This window comes from Cellulosimicrobium sp. EB106-03-01-XG111 (genome assembly GCF_058792115.1).
In genome coordinates this window covers 115,528-132,673 of the sequence record NZ_JBYTEQ010000001.1, presented here as the reverse complement: position 1 = coordinate 132,673, position 17,146 = coordinate 115,528, and the positions used below count along the sequence as shown (strand labels likewise).

Below are 17,146 nucleotides of genomic sequence, written 5' to 3'. Positions count from 1 at the left end.
GTCAGCAGGTCTCGAACACGTACGAGTACGGCTCGCCCGTCTCCTCGACGGGGTCGAACCCGCTCACGTCTGTGTCGGGCGTGACGAGGTAGAGGTCGCGCAGCACGGTCAGGGGTGCGCGGTCGCCGAGAGCGCAGACGTCGGCGAACGTGAGGCCCTCGCCCGCGAGCGGGCCGGGGTACTCGACCTGCAGCACGTGGTCCCCGTACACGTCGGTGTACGCGGCGCACTCGTCCCAGACGGCGCACTCCTCCGTGACGGCGAAGTCGAACCCGAGGTCGTCATGCGCGACCTGCGTGATCTCCGCGGCGTTCTTCTGCGCGATCGCGAGCCCGGCGTCGTGAGCGAGGTCCACGTACGCCGTGGCGAGCGCGTGCGCGCCGGCCTTGTCGATCTCGGCGAAACGGGTCCAGGTGTCGAGGTTGTCGATCTCGACCGCGTCGAACCCGTCGTCCGCGCAGCCGGTGACCACCGGACCCAGGATGTCGAGGATCCCCTCGCGCTGCGCCGCGGACGACGGGTCGAGCACGAACTCGTCCGGCCAGTCCGGGTCGACGACGAGCACGCCGTCGGCGTCGTGCAGCAGCAGGTCCTCGTGCGCGAGCCACAGGGCGGCGTCGTCGGGCTGCGTCTGGAAGCCGTTCACGTAGCAGACGTTGTACGCGCCGGAGAGCGGCGTCGCCGTCGCGTCGCGCACCACGACGTCGGGGGTCACCGGACCGGAACCGGCGTCGACCTCGTCGTACGCACCACCGAGCTGGTAGTCGAGGATCCCGCTCGTGGGCGGCAGATCGACCGCGGCCGCGGCCGTCGCGTCGGTCCCGGCCGCGCCGGACGTGTCCGGGACGGGGCTCGTGCCACCGACGGCAGGGCTGCCCGCGCACGCGGCCAGCACCAGCGCCGAGCCGAGTGCCAGGCCGGTCGTCGTTCGTCTCATGTGCTCGTTCCTCTCGTCGTGACACGCTGCCCGCGCGCCATGGTGGGGGTGCCGATCAGGAGATGCCGGACGATTCGAGGTGTCAGGCGAACACCTGCGTGCAGAGCCGGTCGACGGCGTCGCGCACGGCCCCCCGCGCCGGGGCGAGGTACGTGCGGGGGTCGGTGACGGCGTCGTGCGCGTCGAGGAAGTCTCGCACCTGACGCGTGTAGCCGACGTTGAGCGCGGTCCCGACGTTGATCTTGCGGATCCCGCGTGCGACGGCGTCGCGCAGCATCGCGGCAGGGACACCGGACGACCCGTGCAGCACCAGCGGGACGGGCACCTCGGCGGCGATCCGCTCGACGAGGTCGAGGTCGAGCTCCGCGGTCGCGCTCGTCATCGCGTGGGAGCTGCCGACGGCGACGGCGAGACCGTCGACGCCGGTCGCGGCGACGAACGACACGGCCTCGTGGGGGTCGGTGCGCACGCCGGGCGCGTGCGCACCGTCCTTGCCGCCGATCTCGCCGAGCTCGGCCTCGACCCACAGCGTGGTGTCGTGCGCGGACCGGGTGAGGTCGCGGGTCGTGGCGACGTTGTCCGCGTAGTCGAGGTGGGCGGCATCGACCATGATCGACGTGATCCCGAGTCGCCACGCCTGGTCGACGACCTGGCGCGCGAGGTCGACGTCCTGGACGTGGTCGAGGTGCAGCGAGACGGGGACGCGTGCCGCGACGGCGATCTCGCGGCAGGCCGCGACCAGCGCCGTCATGCGGCCCTCGTGGTAGCGGACGGCGTTCTCGCTGATCTGCAGGATGCCGGGAGCCCCGGCGCCCTCGAGGCCGGCGACGATGCCCTCGGCGTGCTCGAGCGTGATGACGTTGAACGCGAGCACGGCGCCGCCGTCGCGCGCCGCCGCAGCGACGAGGTTGCCCGTGGCGGCCAGGGTCACAGCGCACCCGCCGGCACGAGGGCGCGCAGCGGCTCGGGGAGCAGGTCGCCGTGCGCGGTGACGAGCTCGTCGCACAGGGCCCAGATCTGCGCGGGCGTCAGGGTCGAGGACGCGTTCGGGTCCATGAGCACGGCCTGGCGCACGAGCCGGGGGTCGCCGGTTCGCGCCGCCTCGACGGTCAGCGCCCCGACGGAGACGTACGGCTGGTTGAGCGCCGCGCACTGTGCCGGGAGCGAGCCCATCGGCACGGGGCGCAGGCCGTCGCCGTCGACCTCCGCCGGGACCTCGACGACCGCACCCTGGGGCAGGTTGTCGATCAGGCCGTGGTTGGGGACGTTGACGTGCACCTCGCGCCGCGTGCCGGTCACGAGGGAGTGGATGATCTGGGGCGCGTACTCGCTCGCGCCGTCCTCGAGCGCGAGGTCCTCGCCGGCGGCGAGCGCGCGCCGCGCCGCCTCGAACTCCGCGACGTTCTCCCGGCTGATGCCCACGTACTCGAGCGGCTGCAGGCGGTAGCGAGCGATCTGCTCGTCGGAGCGGAGGAACCACGACAGGTACTCGGAGGAGTGCTCGCTCGTCTCCGTCGGGTAGTAGCCGAGGCGGCGGAAGATCTCGACCCGGACGCGACGCTCGAGCCCGGGGTCGCGGCGGATCGTCTCGCGCAGCCGGGGGTACAGCGACTCGCCCTCGTGCTCCCACTCGAGCAGCCACGCCTGGTGGTTGACGCCCGCGGCCCGGTAGCGCGTCTCCCCCACCGGGACGCCCACGAGCTCTGCGAGGTCGTGGGCGGTCCAGTAGACGGAGTGGCAGAGGCCGGCGACCTTGAGGTCGGGAGCGACGGTGGAGACCCACCACACGTTCATCGCCATCGGGTTCGTGTAGTTGAGCAGCCACGCCTGCGGGCACAGCTCGCGCATGTCGGTCGCGACGCCCTCGAGCACCGGGAACGTACGCAGCGCGCGGAACACGCCACCGACGCCGGTCGTGTCGCCGATGGTCTGGCGCAGGCCGTGGCGCGCGGGGATCTCGAGGTCCTTCAACGTCGCGTCGATGCCGCCGACCTGGATCATGTTGACGACGAAGTCGACCCCGTCGAGAGCCCGGCGACGGTCGGCGTACGCCTCGACGGTGGCCGACGCCCCGAGCTGGCGGCTCACCTGACGCGCGGTGCCCTCGGCGACGCGGAGCCGCTCGGGGTCGATGTCGTGCAGCACGAGGCGCGCGTCGGCGAGCTCCGGGTAGCGCAGGATGTCGGCGACGAGCTGGCGGGTGAAGACGACGCTCCCGGCGCCGACGAACGCGATGCTGACCATGTCGACGATCCTCGGCGTCGTCGAGCGCACTGTGCAAGAATACGATCAGATTCCGCCGATAACACTCACTCTTATTGAGCGATTTGCCTCGTCCGGGAGAGAGAGACCCACACCTCACCCAGCAACCGCCGGAAGGAAGCGCATGCCTGTCGCACCGGACGCCGCGCCCCGCGCGATCTCCCACAAGCGCAGCGACCGCATGATGCGGGCGCTGACGTACGTCAACGAGCACGGCACGGCGCGCCTCACGGAGCTGGTCCGTGAGCTCGGCGTCTCCTCGGCCACGATGCGGCGCGACCTCGCGGACATGGAGGAGCAGGGCCTGGTGCTGCGCACGCACGGCGGGGTGCGTGCCCTCGACCCCACGACGGAGGTCCCGGTGCTGCTGCGCGACTCCCGGTTCCGCGAGGCGAAGCTGCGCATCGCCCAGCACGCCGCCGGGCTGCTCCCGCCGGGGCGCTACTCCGTCGCGATCAGCGGCGGCACGACGGCGGCCGCCGTCGCGCGCGCCCTCGCGACGCGACCCGACCTCGCGATCGCCACGAACGCCCTGACGACGGCGACCGAGCTCGCCGCGCGCAGCAACCTGCAGGTCATCATGACGGGTGGGTTCGTCCGGTCGAGCTCGCTGGAGGCCGTCGGCGTGCTCGCCGAGCACACGTTCAACGCGATCAACGTCGGCACGGCGTTCCTGGGCACCGACGGCATCAGCGTGCGCGGCGGTGCGACGACGCACGACGAGACCGAGGCGCGCACCAACCACGCGATGGTCGCGCACGCCGAGCGCGTCGTCGTGGTCGCGGACGGGTCGAAGGTGGGGCGCGTGACGCTCGCCAAGATGGCGGACCTCGAGGAGATCGACGTGCTCGTGACGGACTCGTCCGCCGACCCGGCGGCCCTCGACGCGATCGCGGCTGCCGGCGTCGACGTCCAGGTCGTGGCCGACGACGGTCCGGTCGCCCCGGTGCGGCCGGCCGAGGGACCGGCCGCACCGCGCTGATCCCGCAGGGTCCTAGGGCACCGGGAGGGCCACGGTCTCGACCGTGACCTCGCCGACGAGACGGCGGGCCAGCCCCGCGTCGAGGACCGCAGCACCGGGGACCTGGGCGTTGGCCGTGCCCGCGGCGGCACCGAGCGCCACCGCCTCGGCGAGGGACGCCCCGCCGTCGAGCGCGACGAGCATCCCGCCCAGGAAGGAGTCGCCGCTCCCCACCGGGAAGCGGCCGACGTGGCCCTCGAGCCGGACGCGCAGCACGCTCGTGCCGTCGCTCGCCCACGCCCCCTCCGCGCCGTCCGTGACGACCACGAGTCCGCGCGACCGGTCGCGGAGCCCGGTGACGAGCCCCGCACCCGGGGTGTCCGCGGGGACGCCCAGCAGCTCTGCCGCCTCGACCCGGTTCACCTTGACCAGGTCCGGCCCCTCCCCCACGGCACCCGCGAGCGCCGGACCGTGGCTGTCCACAGCGACGCGGGCACCCGCCGCCCGCAGCCGACCGACGACGGTGCCGACCACGCTCGGCGCGATGGTGCCGGGGAGCCCGCCGGACAGCAGCCACCACCCGCCCCGGCGCGCGGCGAGGTCGAGCGCGAGCCCGACGGCACGGTCGAGCGTGCCCGGCCCCACCGGGACGGCACGCTCGTAGATCTCGGTGAGCGCACCGGTCGCCGCGGCCAGCACCGAGACGCACGTGCGCGTCGGGTGCTCACCCGGCACGACGCGCAGGTCCACGCCGTCGGCTCTCGCCCCCGCCGCGACGTCCTCGCCCGACCCTCCGGCGAGGACCGCGACGGCGGTCGTGCGGGCACCGAGCGACGCCGCGGCGCGGACCGCGTTGAGCGCCTTCCCCCCGCCGACGCGACGGACCTCGCGCGGGCGCTGGATCCCCTCGAGCGCGTCGACGACGTACGTGACGTCGAGCGACGGGCTGAGGGCGAGCGCGGAGATCATGCGAGCGCGGCCCGCAGCGCGGCCAGCGTGGCCTGCGCCCCGGTGCCCCCCGGGCCGAGCGTCGACAACGAGCCGGCGCAGGCCGCCCAGCGCACCCGCTCGGCCTCGTCCTCGATCCCGTGCGCGAGGGCCGCGAGGTAGCCGGCGTCGAAGCTGTCCCCTGCGCCCGTCGTGTCGACCACGTCCACGTCGAGCCCCGGGGCGTGCACGGCGGCTCCCGCCGGTCCCACGGACCACCCGCCGCGCGCGCCGTCCTTGACCACGACGCGGGGGCCGCGCGCGGCGACCGCCCGGGCGAGCGCGACGTCGGGGTCGCCGGTGCTCGGCGCGTCCCGCGGACCCGCGCCGAGCGCGCCCGCGACTGCGCGCAGCTCGTTGCGGTTCGGCAGCAGCACGTCCACGTGGGGCAGGAGGTCCGCGAGCCCGGCCCAGCGCTCGGCAGGGTCCCAGTTCGTGTCGAGGCTCGTGCTCCACCCTCGCGCACGGGCGGACGCCAGGACTGCGGGCAGGTCCGCGGCGAGACGCGGCTGGAGGAAGTACGACGCGACGTGCACGACGCCGGGCGGCCCGTCCCAGCCGTCGAGCACGGCGAGCGCGTGGGAGCCGGTGAGGGTCGGGATCGTGCCCGCGACCGTGAGGATCGCCCGGTCGTCCGGCGTGGAGAGGACGACCGAGAGCCCTGTCGGCTCGTCGTGGGAGACCTCGACCGCGGACACGTCCACCCCGGCAGCGCGCAGCGCGTCGAGGGTGAAGGTCCCGAAGGCGTCCGCACCGACGCGCGCGACGAGCCGAGTCGGCACTCCGAGGCGCGCGACGCCGGCAGCCGCGATGCTGGCCGAGCCACCGACGACGAGGTCGCCGGAGTCGGCGAGCTGCTCGGCCTGGCCGAATCGCGGGATCACGTCGCCGCGCAGCACGAGGTCGACGTTCGCGTCCCCGACCACGACGACGGGTCGTGCAGCGGTCCGGTCGGCTGCTGCGGGCAGGGCGTGGGGCGTGGTCATCCCTTGACTCCCGTGAAGGTCATGGTGGCGATGAACTGGCGCTGGGCGAACAGGAAGAACAGCACCAGCGGGAGGGTCGCGACGACGTTGCTCGCCATGAGCAGCGACCAGTCGGTCCGGCGCGCGCCCTGGAAGTTCGTGATCCCGAGCTGGAGCGTGAAGGACGACGGGTCGTTGATCGCGATGAGCGGCCAGACGAGGTCGTTCCACGAGCCGAGCAGCGTGAAGATCGCGAGCGTCGCGAGCGCGGGCCGCGCGAGCGGGAGGATGATCCGCCAGAACGTGGAGAGCCGCGAGCACCCGTCGAGGACGGCCGCCTCCTCGAGCTCGGGCGGGAGCGACAGGAAGAACTGGCGCATGAGGAAGATCCCGAACGCCGACGCGAGCCACGGGACCATCGCGGCGGCGAGCGTGTCGATGATGCCGATGCGCGCGAAGAGGACGTACGTGGGCACCATGAGGAGCTGGGTCGGGATCATGATCGTCGCCATGATCGCGAGGAACCCGAACGTGCGGCCCGGGAACTTCAGGCGCGCGAACCCGTACCCGGCGAGCGAGCACAAGACGATGTGCGACGCGACGGCGACGACCGAGACGAGGACGGTGTTCGTCGTCCAGCGCAGCACGTCCGTCTCGGTGAAGAGCTTGACGTAGCCGTCGAGCGTGAGCTGCGAGGGCCAGAACCGCGGAGGGAAACGGTTGATCTCCGCCTCGGGCGTGAGCGACGTGAGGAACATCTGCACGAACGGCGTCGCGAACAGCGCGGCGAGGGGCACGAGCAGCAGGTGCCACAGCCAGGCGCGTCGACGCCGGCGCCGCGGCGCGGGGGTGGCGGTGGTGGTGGCCAGGAGCGGACCATCCGGGGCGCCGGCGGGCGCCGCCTGCGGTCCGCCGGGCGCCGCGGCGTGAGCGGCAGGGCCGGGAGCGGTCGTCGGCATCAGAGTCCACCAACCTTCGTGCGGCGGGAGTAGAGCGTCACGGCGATGGTGATGAGCAGGGTCACGGCGAACAGCCCGTACGCCACGGCCGAGGCGTACCCGAACTCGAGCTCCTTGAACGCCGCCTTCCACAGGAAGTACACGATCGTCTCGGTCGAGCCGAGCGGGCCGCCGCGCGTCGTCGTGTAGACGAGGTCGAAGAGCTGGATCGCCTGGATCGTCTGCCAGATGGCGACGAACACCGTGACCGGGGCGAGCTGGGGGAACGTCACGTGCCAGAACGACTGCCACCGGTTCGCGCCGTCCACGCGGGCGGCCTCCGCGAGCTCGACCGGGATGTCCTGGAGCGCGGCGAGGTAGATGACGGTCGTGAACGCGGCCTGCCCCCACAACGACATGATCGTGATGACGACCATCGCCTGCGACGGGTTCTCGAGCCAGCCCTGCTGGGGGAGGCCGAGGACGCGCAGCACGTTGTTCACGAACCCGAACTGCGGGTTGAACAGGTAGGTCGTGAGGATGCCGGTGGCCGCTGCGGAGACCACGAACGGCAGGAACACGAGGGTGCGGTAGACCCCGACCAGGACGAGTCGGCGGTTGAGCGCGACCGCGAGGCCGAGCCCGAGGAAGAGCGACGCCGGGACGAACAGCGCGGTGTACAGGAGCGTGTGCCCGACGGCGGCGCCCAGCTCGGCGTCGGTCAGCATGCGGCGGTAGTTGTCCACGCCCACCGGCTCCGGCGTGGAGAAGCCGTTCCAGTCCTGCAACGACAGCAGGAACGCCCAGACCGCGGGGAAGATCGACAGGCCGACGACGAGGAGCGTCGCGGGGGCGACGAAGCCCCACCCGGCGAGCGCCTCCCCCGTCCGGCGGCGCCGCGGGGGCCGCCGGACGGGGGTGGGCGCGATCGTCGTCGTCACTGGTCCGCCAGCGCTTCGTCCGACCGGTCGGCGGCCCGCTCGAGCGCCTCGCGCGGTTCTCCCTTGCCCTGGAGAACCTCCGAGACCGCTGTGCCGACCGCCTCGGAGAGGTTGACGTACCCCGGCACGGTCGGGCGGGGGATCGTCGCGTTCTCGCTGTTCTGCGCCATGACGTCCAGGCCGGGCATCGCCTCGACCTGTGCCTGGAACTCCGGCGAGCCGATCTCGCTCTCGCGCAGCGGGAGGTTGCCGTAGACGACGTTCCAGCGCACGTCCTGCTCGGGGTCCGTCAGCCACTTCGTGAACTCGTACGACCAGTGCTCGCGGTTCGCGTCCTGGTGGTCGAACAGGACCCAGAGGTCGGCCCCGGAGATCGTCGTGTGCTCGCCGTCGTAGGCCGGCAGCGGGACGACGCCGTACTGCGTGCCCGCGACCTGGAGGTCGTACAGCGTCCACGGCCCTGACGTGACCATGCCGATCTGGTCGCTCGCGAAGATCTGCGTGAACTTGGTGTCGGTCTGGTCGAGGTAGACCGACCCGTCCTCGACCGCCATGTCGCGCAGGAACGTCAACGCGTCCACACCGGCGTCGGAGTCGAACGTCGCGGTCGTGCCGGACTCGTCGAGGATCTCCCCGCCCCGCTGCCACAGGTGCGGCCAGAACTGCCACGTCGTCTCCTCGGAGCCGGAGACACCGTAGGCGTAGCCGTACGTGCTCGTCGCGGGGTCCGTGAGCTCCTTCGCCGCGGCGCGGAAGTCGTCCCAGGTCCAGTCCTCGGTCGGGTAGTCCACGCCGGCGGCGTCGAACACCGTCTTGTTGTACAGGAGGGAGAGGTTGTCAACGACGGCCGGGAAGCCGATCGTCGTCTCGCCGTCCGGCTGGGCGGTGGCGCGGGCGGCCCCGGAGAACTCGTCCCACCCGACGTCGGGGTCACTCACCTCGTCGGTGATGTCGAGCGTGCGCTCCGACTCGGCGAGCTCGCTCGCCCAGGAGCCGAACGCGTAGGAGATGTCCGGGTAGGTGCCTCCCGCGAACGAGGACGACAGCTTCTGCAGCAGGTCCTCCGTCGACGGCGCGCCCGAGGACACCTCGATCGTCACGTTGGGGTGGAGCTCCTCGAACTCCTCGGCGAGGCCCGTGAGGATGGTCTGGGCCTGGTCTGCCTGGCCGGTCCACCACGTGAGCGTGACGTCGGCCTCGGGGTCGAGGGTCGTGGCGCCCTGCGTCCCGGACGAGCATGCCGCGAGCAGCAGCGCGCCGGAGACGACGACCGCTCCGGCGGCTCCCCGGGCCACGGTGAGAGGACGGTCGGGACGGCGGCGGGTGGGATGACGGAACATTGTCGGCCTTGTCTCTTGGGCGGTCTCTTCGTCGAGTGTCCGGGTACTGCGTCCCCGTCGGTGACGGGCTGTCGCGGGTCGCCCTCAGCCGAGGACGACGGAGCGGGTGAGGTGTCGCGGCGCGTCCGCGTCGAGGCCGCGGTCGGTGGCGAGGGCGACCGCGAGGCGCTGGCACTGCACGAGCTGGACGAGCGGGTCCCCGTCGAGGTGCACGACGGTCGCGCCGGTGCGCCGGACGTCCTCGGCGAGCGCCGGGTCGTCGTCGCCGAGCAGGGTCACGAGCGTCGCGTCGGTCGCGACGGCGACCGGCCCGTGCCGGTAGTCGAGCGCCGGGTAGGACTCGGACCACGCCTGCGCGGCCTCACGGATCTTCAGCGCCGCCTCCTGCGCGAGGCCGTAGGCCCACGAACGGCCGAGGAACACGAAGTGCTCGAACGCGCCCGGCTCGACGGGAAGCGGTGCCGCGAGCGCCTGCTCGGCCTGCTCGACGAGGCCGGAGAGGTTCTCCCCGAACGCCTGGCGGGCGACGGCGAGCACGGTGGTCGGGAACCGCGTCTGGACCACCGACTCCTCGTCGGCGATGTCGAGCACGAGCACGTCGTCCGCCGCGAGGGCGACGGGCGTTCCGGCGACACCGACGACCGCGGCGGTACGCGTCCCGGAGGGGACGGCCGCGAGCGCTTCGAGGCACTCGCTCGTGGTCCCGGAGCGGCTGATGACGACGACACGGTCGTAGGGACGCGTGGGGTGCCACTCCGACGCGTACGCGGCATCGGTCTCGCCGAGGCCGGCGTCCTCCCGGAGGACGGCGATCGCCTCGGCGACGAACGCGCTCGTCCCGCACCCGAGCACGAGGACGCGCTCGCCGGGTGCGCCGAGCACGGAGCCGGTGGTGGGCCCGCCCGCGAGGGCCTTGGCCCACACCTCGGGCTGGCTGTGGATCTCTCGCTCGGTGACGGTGCTCGGGCTCACGTGCTTGTCCTGTCGTCGGCGGGGCCGTGACCCCGGTCCAGCGGTGGTCAGGTGCCGCGAGGTGCGGACCCGATGCGAGAGATCCTGCTCAGCATCTGCGCGATAGTCACGCAGAATGGCATGTTCACTCACTCTGGATGATCGATTCGCGTAACATCCGCGAAATCTGGGCGTGGACGACCGATGCTCGTGACGTGATCGATCCCCTCCACCACGCCGGCCCGCCCCCGGCGCCGCCCGCACCCGACCTGCGGCTCGTCGACTGGGAGCCCCGCGCCCGCGTGCGGCTCCCCCGGACCGACGTCCCCCGGGCCGCGGTGCCCGCCGTCGACGTCCACAACCACCTGGGCCGCTGGCTCACCGCCGACTGGTGCGCGCCCGACGTCCCCGCGTTGCTCGACCTGCTGGACCGCACGAACGTGCGCGCGGTCGTGAACCTCGACGGCCTGTGGGACGACGAGCTCGAGGCCAACCTCGACCGGTACGACCGCGCGCACCCGGGTCGGTTCCTCACCTTCTGCCAGGTCGACTGGACGGCGCTCGCCCGCGTGGGGGGCGAGCGTGAGGTGCAGCGGCAGCTCCGCGACGCCGCGGCGCGCGGGGCGCGCGGCCTCAAGGTGTGGAAGAACCTCGGCCTGACCGTCACCGGCCCCGACGGCGCGCTCGTCGCGCCCGACGACCCTCGTGTCGTCGAGACGCTCGCGCTCGCGGGCGAGCTCGGGCTGCCCGTCCTGATCCACGTCGCCGACCCGAAGGCGTTCTTCGACCCGCCGGACCGGTACAACGAACGCGTCGACGAGCTCACCGCGCAGCCGTCGTGGTCGTTCGCCGACCGCTCCCGCTTCCCGTCGTTCGAGCACCTGCTCGACGCGTTCGGACGTCTGCTCGCCGCGACTCCGGGGACCACCTACGTCGGCGCGCACGTCGGCTGCGTCGCCGAGGACCTGGATCACGTCTCACGGCTCCTGCGGGCCGCACCGAACCTGGTCGTCGACATCGCGGGCAGGCTGGGCGAGCTCGGGCGGCAGCCGCGACGCTTCCGTCGGCTCGTCGAGGACTTCCCGGACCGGGTCCTGTTCGGCACCGACGCGTTCCCGTTGTCGCGTGAGCAGCTCGAGACGCACTTCCGGTTCCTCGAGACGGCCGACGAGCACTTCGCCTACTCCCCCGGTGACCCCGTGCCGCCGCAGGGTCGGTGGGCCATCTCGGGAGCCGACCTCCCGGCGCACCTCCTGCCGGCGCTCTACGCGGGGAACGCGTGCCGGGTGCTCGGGCTCGACGCGGACTGACCCGCCGCCTCACGGCAGCGCGGCCTCCCGCGGCGAGGCGCCGCGTGGGCGAGGGGTAGAGGTTCACGGCGTCGACCGCGGGCATCTCGTGGGTCCGGACGTGGGCGTGGGCGTACGCGTGGGTGTGGGCGTGCGCACCGTCACACCTGCGAGGGCGACAAAGACCGCTGCGATGACTTGGAATAAGACCCATCGACCACACCCGTCGCCGTTCTCGGCGGCTCGGCTGCAAGGGGCACACCATGACACGAGTCGTCGTCACCGGGTACGGGGCGGTGACCCCGGTCGGGCGCACCGCCCCCGACACGTGGGAGGCGCTGCTGCGCGGGGAGCCGGGCGTGCGGGCGATCGACGACGACTGGGCGGCCGAGCTGCCCGTGCGCATCGCCGCGCGCGTCGACGACGCCTTCGCCGAGGCGCTCTCCGTCCGGGAGCGGCGTCGCACCGACCGGGCGGAACAGCTCACGCTCGTCGCGGGCCGGGAGGCGTGGGCGTCCGCCGGGTCGCCCGACGTCGACCCGACGCGCCTCGCCGTCGTCGTCGGCTCCGCGAACGGCGGGATCGCGACGACGCTCGACCAGTCGCGCGTCCTGCACGAGCAGGGCCACCGGCGCGTCTCCCCGCACACCGTCACGATGCTCATGGCCAACGGGCCGGCCGCCTGGCTGTCGATCGACCTCGGCGCCAAGGCCGGCGCGCGCGCCCCGATCAGCGCGTGCGCGGCGGGCTCGGAGGCGATCACGATGGGTCGAGAGATGATCCTCGCCGGGTCGGCGGACGTCGTCGTGTGCGGGGGCGTCGAGGCGGGCGTCCAGCCGTTCTCGCTCGCGGCCTTCGCCGCGGCCCGCGCCATGTCGACGCGCAACGACGAGCCGGAGCGCGCGTCCCGGCCCTTCGACGTGGACCGGGACGGGTTCGTCATGGGCGAGGGCTCGACGCTCCTCGTGCTGGAGCGCGAGGACCACGCGCGCGCCCGCGGGGCGGTCGTGCACGGCGTCGTCTCGGGTGCGGCGCTGACGTCGGACGCGTACGACATCGTCGGCGGCGACCCGGAGAACCAGGCCCGCACCATCACGATGGCGCTGCGGTCGGCGGGCCTCGCCCCCGAGGACGTGGGGCTCGTCCACGCGCACGCGACGGCGACCCCGGTCGGGGACGTCAACGAGGCGGACGCGCTGCGCGCGGCCCTCGGGATGCCGCCGCCCGTCACGAGCACGAAGGGCGCGACGGGCCACCTCCTCGGCGCGTCGGGCGCGCTGGGCGTCCTCGTCGCGCTCCTCGCCCTGCGCGACGGCCGCGTGCCGCCCACGCTCAACGTCGACACCCTCGACCCCGCGATCGACCTCGACGTCGTCCGGGAGGCGGCCACGACGTCGGCCCGCCACGCGCTCGTCGACGCGTTCGGGTTCGGCGGGCACAGCTCGAGCGTCGTGGTCTCGCGCGACTGACCCCGTCCCCGGGCACGATGGGGAGATGGACCTCGACGCACGCCTCGCCGACATCACGACGCTCGACGACGACGCGATCGTCAACGCCGCGAACTCGTCGCTGCTGGGCGGCGGCGGGGTGGACGGCGCGATCCACGCCGCGGCCGGGCCGCGGCTCCTGGAGGAGTGCCGCCGGCTCCGGCGCACGACCCTCCCCGACGGCCTGCCCGTGGGCGACGCCGTCGCCACCGACGCCCACGACCTCCCCGCCCGCTGGGTCGTGCACACCGTCGGGCCGAACCGCTACCGCGGCGAGACGGACCCCGCGCTCCTCGCGTCGTGCTTCGCCCGCTCGCTCGACGTCGCGGACGACCTCGGGGCCACGACCGTCGCCTTCCCCGCGATCAGCGCAGGCGCGTACGGCTGGGACGTCGAGGAGGTCGCCCGCGTGGCGGTGGACGCCGTCCGTGGCTGGTCCGCACCCGACCCGCTCGACGAGACCTCGGGACCGACGGCGGACCGGGGCCCGGACGCCTCGCGCCCCGGGCCGGGCGTCGCGGCGGTGACGTTCGCCCTCGCGACGCCGCGCGCGCTCGCGGCCTTCCAGACCGCCCTCGCCCGCTGAGGCCCCGACCCGACCCTGACCCTCGGGGTCGCCGCCCCGAGGATCAGGGTCAGGTCGGGGGACCACCGGATACCGGCGAGGCCGGGCCGTGCCTACCGTCGAGGTATGAGCACCTCAGACGCCTCCGCAGCCGCGTTCCGCCCGACGCTGTCCCGCCCGCGCCACGGCCGGATGATCGCGGGCGTGTGCGCCGGGATCGCCCGCCGGTTCGGCTGGGACCCGACCGTCGTGCGCATCGTCGCCGCGGTCTCGATCCTGCTCCCGGGCCCTCAGGTCATCGCGTACCTGGTCCTGTGGGCCCTCATGCCGAACGACCGCGACTGACCCGTCCCGCTGCCGCACCGGGCAGCGGGACGGGCTCCCCTAGCGCGGCAGCCCGCGCAGGCGGCGCCGGGCGACGACGATCGTCACGCCGCCCGCCACGAGCACGATCGCGAGCCCGACGAGCGCGCCGACGTGCGACCCGGTCGTGGCGAGCCCGTCCGGCCCCGTCGGCGCGGCGCCGTCGGGCCCGCCGGTCGCGGCGTCCGTCGCGAGCACCTCGAGCTCCGTCCACAGCACGCGGCCGTCCACCTGGCCGACGAGCGCGAACCGGTGCTCGCCCGCCGCCGTGTCGGCGGGGACGGTGACGGTCGCCGTGAGCCGGCCCGACGCGTCGGCCCGGACCATGCCGAGGTCCGCAGGCGTCGAGAAGAGGGTCGCGGAGACCCACTCCCCGGGCGCGAAGCCGTCGGCCGTCGCGGTGACCTGCTCGCCCGCGCGCACGCGCGTCGGGGAGAGGCTGACGCCGCCGTGGTTCGCCGCGGTGAGGTCGTCCACCCCCACGGTGTGCCGGGGGGCCGACGGCGGCTGCTCCCCCGCGCCGGGCGTCTCGCCGGGCTCACCCGGGCCGCCCGGCGTCTCCTCGTCGAGGTGGCCGTCGAACACGTCGGACGCCGCACCGAGGCCCAGCAGCACCGTCTCGCCGGTCGCGTCGGCCAGGCCGTCGTTGTCCGTGATCGCCCAGACCGTGCCGTCGCCGCCGACCGTGAGGCCCTCGAGCTTCTCCTGCGTCCAGCCGTTCGTGGCACGCAGGTCGGGCAGCACGTCGTGCGCGAGCGTCTTCGTCACGGGGACCGGGGTGGTCGACGCCGCGCCGACGGCGACGTCCGGGACGTCGACCGCGTACACGCGCTTCACCGCGGCGGCGGGGCCGTTGAGCTTGTCGCGCTCGATCACGGCGAGCGTGTCGTGGTCGACGACGGTCACCTCGCTCAGCCCCAGCCAGTCGCCGTCCGTCGTGGTGCGCTCGAGCGGGTAGGCGAACCAGTCCCACGTGCGCGTCGCGACGTCGTAGCGCCCGATCCGCGCGGTGCCCGCCGTGCCGCCCGCGTCCGTCGTCAGGCCGCGCTGGAGGGCGACCCACACCTGCTCGCCCGTGGCCTGGTCCCCGGGCCCGCGTGCGCCCGCACCGGCCGGCGCACCGACCGCGACGCCCTCGATGCCCTGCTTCCCGAGGCCCGCGACGACGGCGTCGGGAAGCGCGACGGACTCGACGACCGCGCCCGCGGCGTCGACGTGCACGATCGCGTTCTCCGCGCCCTTCGCGCCCTCGACACCGAGCCAGAACCCGCCCCCGGGGCGCGCCGCGACCCCTTCGACGTCGAGACCCACGGGTGCGCCGTCGCGCGTGACCGTGACCGTGCGGTCGATCACCGCGGGCGCACCGTCGCCGTAGCCCCGCACGTCGAGCGACAGGAGCTGCGTCGGGGAGTACGCGGCGTCGGTCGCCGTCCACAGGCGCTGGGGATCGGTCGGGTCGGCGCTCAGCGCCCCGAGCGCGCCCCAGCCGATCGGCGCGCCGGCCTGCGGGCCCGTGGTCGCGTCCGCGGAGACGACGCTCGGGAACCGGGGCGACCCCGCGGCGTCGGCCCACGCGTCCCCGCGCCCGAACACCGTGACGGCCGAGCGCACGCCCGCCGCGGCGTCGTCCTCCTCGCTCGACACCACGAGCAGGTCGCGCTGCGGCACGACGAGCAGCCCCTCGGGACCGTTCGTCGTCGCGAGGACCTGGACGAACCGCGGGGCGGACGCGTCGGTCACGTCGTAGACGGCGACGAAGTTCGAGCGCTCGGAGCCGACGAACGCGTACCGCGTCCCGCCGAGCGTCGCGACGGCCAGGCCCTCGGGCTCGACGCCCTTCTTGGCCGCGCGGTCCTCGGTGTGCAGGCCGACACGGACGGCGAGGCGCTCCAGCTCCGCGCCCGCGTCCCACACGACCTCGCCCGTGACGGCGTCGAACACCGACCAGCCGCGGGAGCCACCCTTCCAGTCGCCCTCGTTGGCGGTCGCGACGTGCGCGTCGTCGACCCAGCCGACGGCGTCCGGCTCGCGGGGCGTCGCGGGGATCGACCCGGTCTGGTCGATCGTGCCGTCCTTCTTCACGTCGATCCCCGAGACGGCGACCGCACCCGCGGAGAAGACGCTCTCGACCTCGCCCGAGGCGACGTCGACGACGGCGACGCCGTTGTTCTCCTGGAGCGTCACCGCGGCCTTGGTGCCCGCGGGGTTGATCGCGACGTACTCCGGCTCCGGGTCCTCGGGCGTGTCGAGGCCCGCGGCCGCGACGACGGGCAGCGGCGCGCCCGCCTCGTCCACGAAGGGGACGGCGCGCGTCGACCAGGCGGCCGGGTCGTCGCCGGGCAGGTCGAGGATCTGCACGAACCCTGCGGGGAGCTGCGGGAGGTCACCCTCGTCGCCGCCCTCCGGCGTCGCGTCCTCGTCGCGCTGGTTCTCGATCGCGACGACGGCGTGCGCGCCGTCGGGCGTGACGGCGATCGAGTCGGGCTGGCCGCCGAGGTCCAGCGACCGCACGCGCTCACGCGTCGCGAGGTCGACGACGTCGAGGCGGCCGCTCGGCTCGGTGAAGCTCACGGACGTGTCCACGACGACGAGGACGTACCCGCCGACGACCGCGACCGACGTCGGCTCGTCGTGCTCCGACCCGAGCTCGGCGAGGCTCAGCGTGCCGAGGCCCTGCGGCGCGCCGGGGTCGGTGAGGTCGAGGAAGCCGATGCGGCGCGCGAGGGCGTCGGTGTGGACGAGGGTCCGCCCGTCCTCGCTGACCGCCGAGATCTCCGCGACCGTCTCCGCGGCGGCGTCCTCGCCGGCCGGGCGGTTGTCGAAGACGGGGTACGTCGCGAGCCGGTGGAACGTCTCGGCCGGCGCCGGGGTCGGCCAGGCGTCGGCGACCGTCGGGGCGGCGGCGGTGCCGCTCGGGGCGTGGGCGGGCACGGCCGCGAGCGCGGGCAGCGCGCCCAGGCCCAGGGTGAGCGTCGTGCCGGTGGCGACGAGCGCGGCGAGGCGCGGACGACGGGCCAGGGCGCGCTCCGGCGCCCCCGCGGGCGTCCGCTCGGTGATCGGTGGCATGTCTCTCCTTCGACGAGGGTCGAGCAGAGGGTGGTGCGACGCCGTGGCGGGACGACGACGGGCCGCGGGCGGTGGGATGACCGCTGGGTGAACA

At 74.1% G+C, this 17,146-nt stretch carries 15 protein-coding genes; 5 read left to right on the top strand and 10 right to left on the bottom strand.

All coding sequences use genetic code 11. From position 1 onward, the window contains the following. Position 1: 1 nt before the first annotated feature. The 3 genes from AC3WT4_RS00595 to AC3WT4_RS00585 all read right to left on the bottom strand — a co-directional run bounded on the left by AC3WT4_RS00595 (position 2) and on the right by AC3WT4_RS00585 (position 3,181). Positions 2–937 (bottom strand): endo alpha-1,4 polygalactosaminidase, encoded by a 936-nt coding sequence (locus AC3WT4_RS00595; protein ID WP_492314406.1) that lies wholly within the window; start codon positions 935–937, stop codon positions 2–4. Positions 938–1,019: 82 nt separating this feature from the next. Continuing rightward, a complete protein-coding gene (locus tag AC3WT4_RS00590) occupies positions 1,020–1,868 on the bottom strand; it encodes a class II fructose-bisphosphate aldolase (RefSeq protein WP_061269285.1) in 849 nt (282 codons plus the stop codon). Then, positions 1,865–3,181, bottom strand: a complete 1,317-nt coding sequence (locus AC3WT4_RS00585) for an alpha-glucosidase/alpha-galactosidase (protein WP_492314405.1) — start codon at positions 3,179–3,181, stop codon at positions 1,865–1,867. The genes AC3WT4_RS00590 and AC3WT4_RS00585 overlap by 4 nt, the downstream gene beginning before the upstream one ends. Before the next feature lie 142 nt (positions 3,182–3,323). On the opposite strand from AC3WT4_RS00585, the gene AC3WT4_RS00580 reads away from it, so the two are divergent. Beyond that, the gene (locus AC3WT4_RS00580; RefSeq protein ID WP_400111896.1) at positions 3,324–4,181 is read left to right on the top strand and encodes a DeoR/GlpR family DNA-binding transcription regulator; all 858 of its coding nucleotides are present in this window, start codon (positions 3,324–3,326) and stop codon (positions 4,179–4,181) included. A gap of 12 nt (positions 4,182–4,193) precedes the next feature. Here the strand turns inward: AC3WT4_RS00580 and AC3WT4_RS00575 are convergent, their stop codons facing one another. The 6 genes from AC3WT4_RS00575 to AC3WT4_RS00550 all read right to left on the bottom strand — a co-directional run bounded on the left by AC3WT4_RS00575 (position 4,194) and on the right by AC3WT4_RS00550 (position 10,303). Then, entirely contained in the window at positions 4,194–5,129 is a 936-nt protein-coding gene (locus AC3WT4_RS00575) for a 1-phosphofructokinase family hexose kinase (protein ID WP_400111898.1), read from the bottom strand. Further along, positions 5,126–6,133 carry a carbohydrate kinase family protein gene (locus AC3WT4_RS00570; protein ID WP_074803711.1) on the bottom strand — a complete coding sequence of 336 codons (1,008 nt, stop codon included), beginning with the start codon at positions 6,131–6,133 and terminating at the stop codon, positions 5,126–5,128. Before AC3WT4_RS00570 ends, AC3WT4_RS00575 begins: the two co-directional genes overlap by 4 nt. Continuing rightward, the gene (locus tag AC3WT4_RS00565; RefSeq protein WP_492314404.1) at positions 6,130–7,071 is read right to left on the bottom strand and encodes a carbohydrate ABC transporter permease; all 942 of its coding nucleotides are present in this window, start codon (positions 7,069–7,071) and stop codon (positions 6,130–6,132) included. The genes AC3WT4_RS00570 and AC3WT4_RS00565 overlap by 4 nt, the downstream gene beginning before the upstream one ends. Then, positions 7,071–7,991, bottom strand: a complete 921-nt coding sequence (locus AC3WT4_RS00560) for a carbohydrate ABC transporter permease (protein ID WP_492314403.1) — start codon at positions 7,989–7,991, stop codon at positions 7,071–7,073. The genes AC3WT4_RS00565 and AC3WT4_RS00560 overlap by 1 nt, the downstream gene beginning before the upstream one ends. Continuing rightward, the gene (locus AC3WT4_RS00555) at positions 7,988–9,286 is read right to left on the bottom strand and encodes an ABC transporter substrate-binding protein (protein ID WP_492314402.1); all 1,299 of its coding nucleotides are present in this window, start codon (positions 9,284–9,286) and stop codon (positions 7,988–7,990) included. The genes AC3WT4_RS00560 and AC3WT4_RS00555 overlap by 4 nt, the downstream gene beginning before the upstream one ends. A 129-nt stretch (positions 9,287–9,415) precedes the next feature. After that, entirely contained in the window at positions 9,416–10,303 is an 888-nt protein-coding gene (locus tag AC3WT4_RS00550; RefSeq protein WP_492314401.1) for an SIS domain-containing protein, read from the bottom strand. A gap of 194 nt (positions 10,304–10,497) precedes the next feature. Here AC3WT4_RS00550 and AC3WT4_RS00545 point away from each other — a divergent pair, with 194 nt between their 5' ends. The 4 genes from AC3WT4_RS00545 (at position 10,498) to AC3WT4_RS00530 (ending at position 13,968) form a co-directional block, all read left to right on the top strand. After that, complete coding sequence (locus AC3WT4_RS00545) at positions 10,498–11,592, top strand: amidohydrolase family protein (protein ID WP_492314400.1); 1,095 nt, start codon at positions 10,498–10,500, stop codon at positions 11,590–11,592. 242 nt (positions 11,593–11,834) lie between these two features. Continuing rightward, positions 11,835–13,040, top strand: coding sequence for a beta-ketoacyl-[acyl-carrier-protein] synthase family protein (locus AC3WT4_RS00540; protein WP_074803719.1), 1,206 nt, complete (start codon positions 11,835–11,837; stop codon positions 13,038–13,040). 25 nt (positions 13,041–13,065) lie between these two features. Beyond that, the gene (locus AC3WT4_RS00535; RefSeq protein WP_492314399.1) at positions 13,066–13,644 is read left to right on the top strand and encodes an O-acetyl-ADP-ribose deacetylase; all 579 of its coding nucleotides are present in this window, start codon (positions 13,066–13,068) and stop codon (positions 13,642–13,644) included. 105 nt (positions 13,645–13,749) lie between these two features. Next, positions 13,750–13,968: a PspC domain-containing protein gene (locus AC3WT4_RS00530; protein ID WP_074803723.1), complete on the top strand. Its 219-nt coding sequence runs from the start codon at positions 13,750–13,752 to the stop codon at positions 13,966–13,968. A 39-nt stretch (positions 13,969–14,007) separates the two neighbouring features. Here the strand turns inward: AC3WT4_RS00530 and AC3WT4_RS00525 are convergent, their stop codons facing one another. Then, complete coding sequence (locus AC3WT4_RS00525) at positions 14,008–17,052, bottom strand: esterase-like activity of phytase family protein (RefSeq protein ID WP_492314398.1); 3,045 nt, start codon at positions 17,050–17,052, stop codon at positions 14,008–14,010. Between the last annotated feature and the right edge of the window lie 94 nt (positions 17,053–17,146).

Bases quoted from the DNA above. Each gene is read 5' to 3' on its own strand.
- AC3WT4_RS00595 (WP_492314406.1), bottom strand. From the start codon at position 937: ATGAGACGAACGACGACCGGCCTGGCACTCGGCTCGGCGCTGGTGCTG.
- AC3WT4_RS00585 (WP_492314405.1), bottom strand. From the start codon at position 3,181: ATGGTCAGCATCGCGTTCGTCGGCGCCGGGAGCGTCGTCTTCACCCGC.
- AC3WT4_RS00580 (WP_400111896.1), top strand. From the start codon at position 3,324: ATGCCTGTCGCACCGGACGCCGCGCCCCGCGCGATCTCCCACAAGCGC.
- AC3WT4_RS00575 (WP_400111898.1), bottom strand. From the start codon at position 5,129: ATGATCTCCGCGCTCGCCCTCAGCCCGTCGCTCGACGTCACGTACGTC.
- AC3WT4_RS00570 (WP_074803711.1), bottom strand. From the start codon at position 6,133: ATGACCACGCCCCACGCCCTGCCCGCAGCAGCCGACCGGACCGCTGCA.
- AC3WT4_RS00565 (WP_492314404.1), bottom strand. From the start codon at position 7,071: ATGCCGACGACCGCTCCCGGCCCTGCCGCTCACGCCGCGGCGCCCGGC.
- AC3WT4_RS00540 (WP_074803719.1), top strand. From the start codon at position 11,835: ATGACACGAGTCGTCGTCACCGGGTACGGGGCGGTGACCCCGGTCGGG.
- AC3WT4_RS00535 (WP_492314399.1), top strand. From the start codon at position 13,066: ATGGACCTCGACGCACGCCTCGCCGACATCACGACGCTCGACGACGAC.
- AC3WT4_RS00530 (WP_074803723.1), top strand. From the start codon at position 13,750: ATGAGCACCTCAGACGCCTCCGCAGCCGCGTTCCGCCCGACGCTGTCC.
- AC3WT4_RS00525 (WP_492314398.1), bottom strand. From the start codon at position 17,052: ATGCCACCGATCACCGAGCGGACGCCCGCGGGGGCGCCGGAGCGCGCC.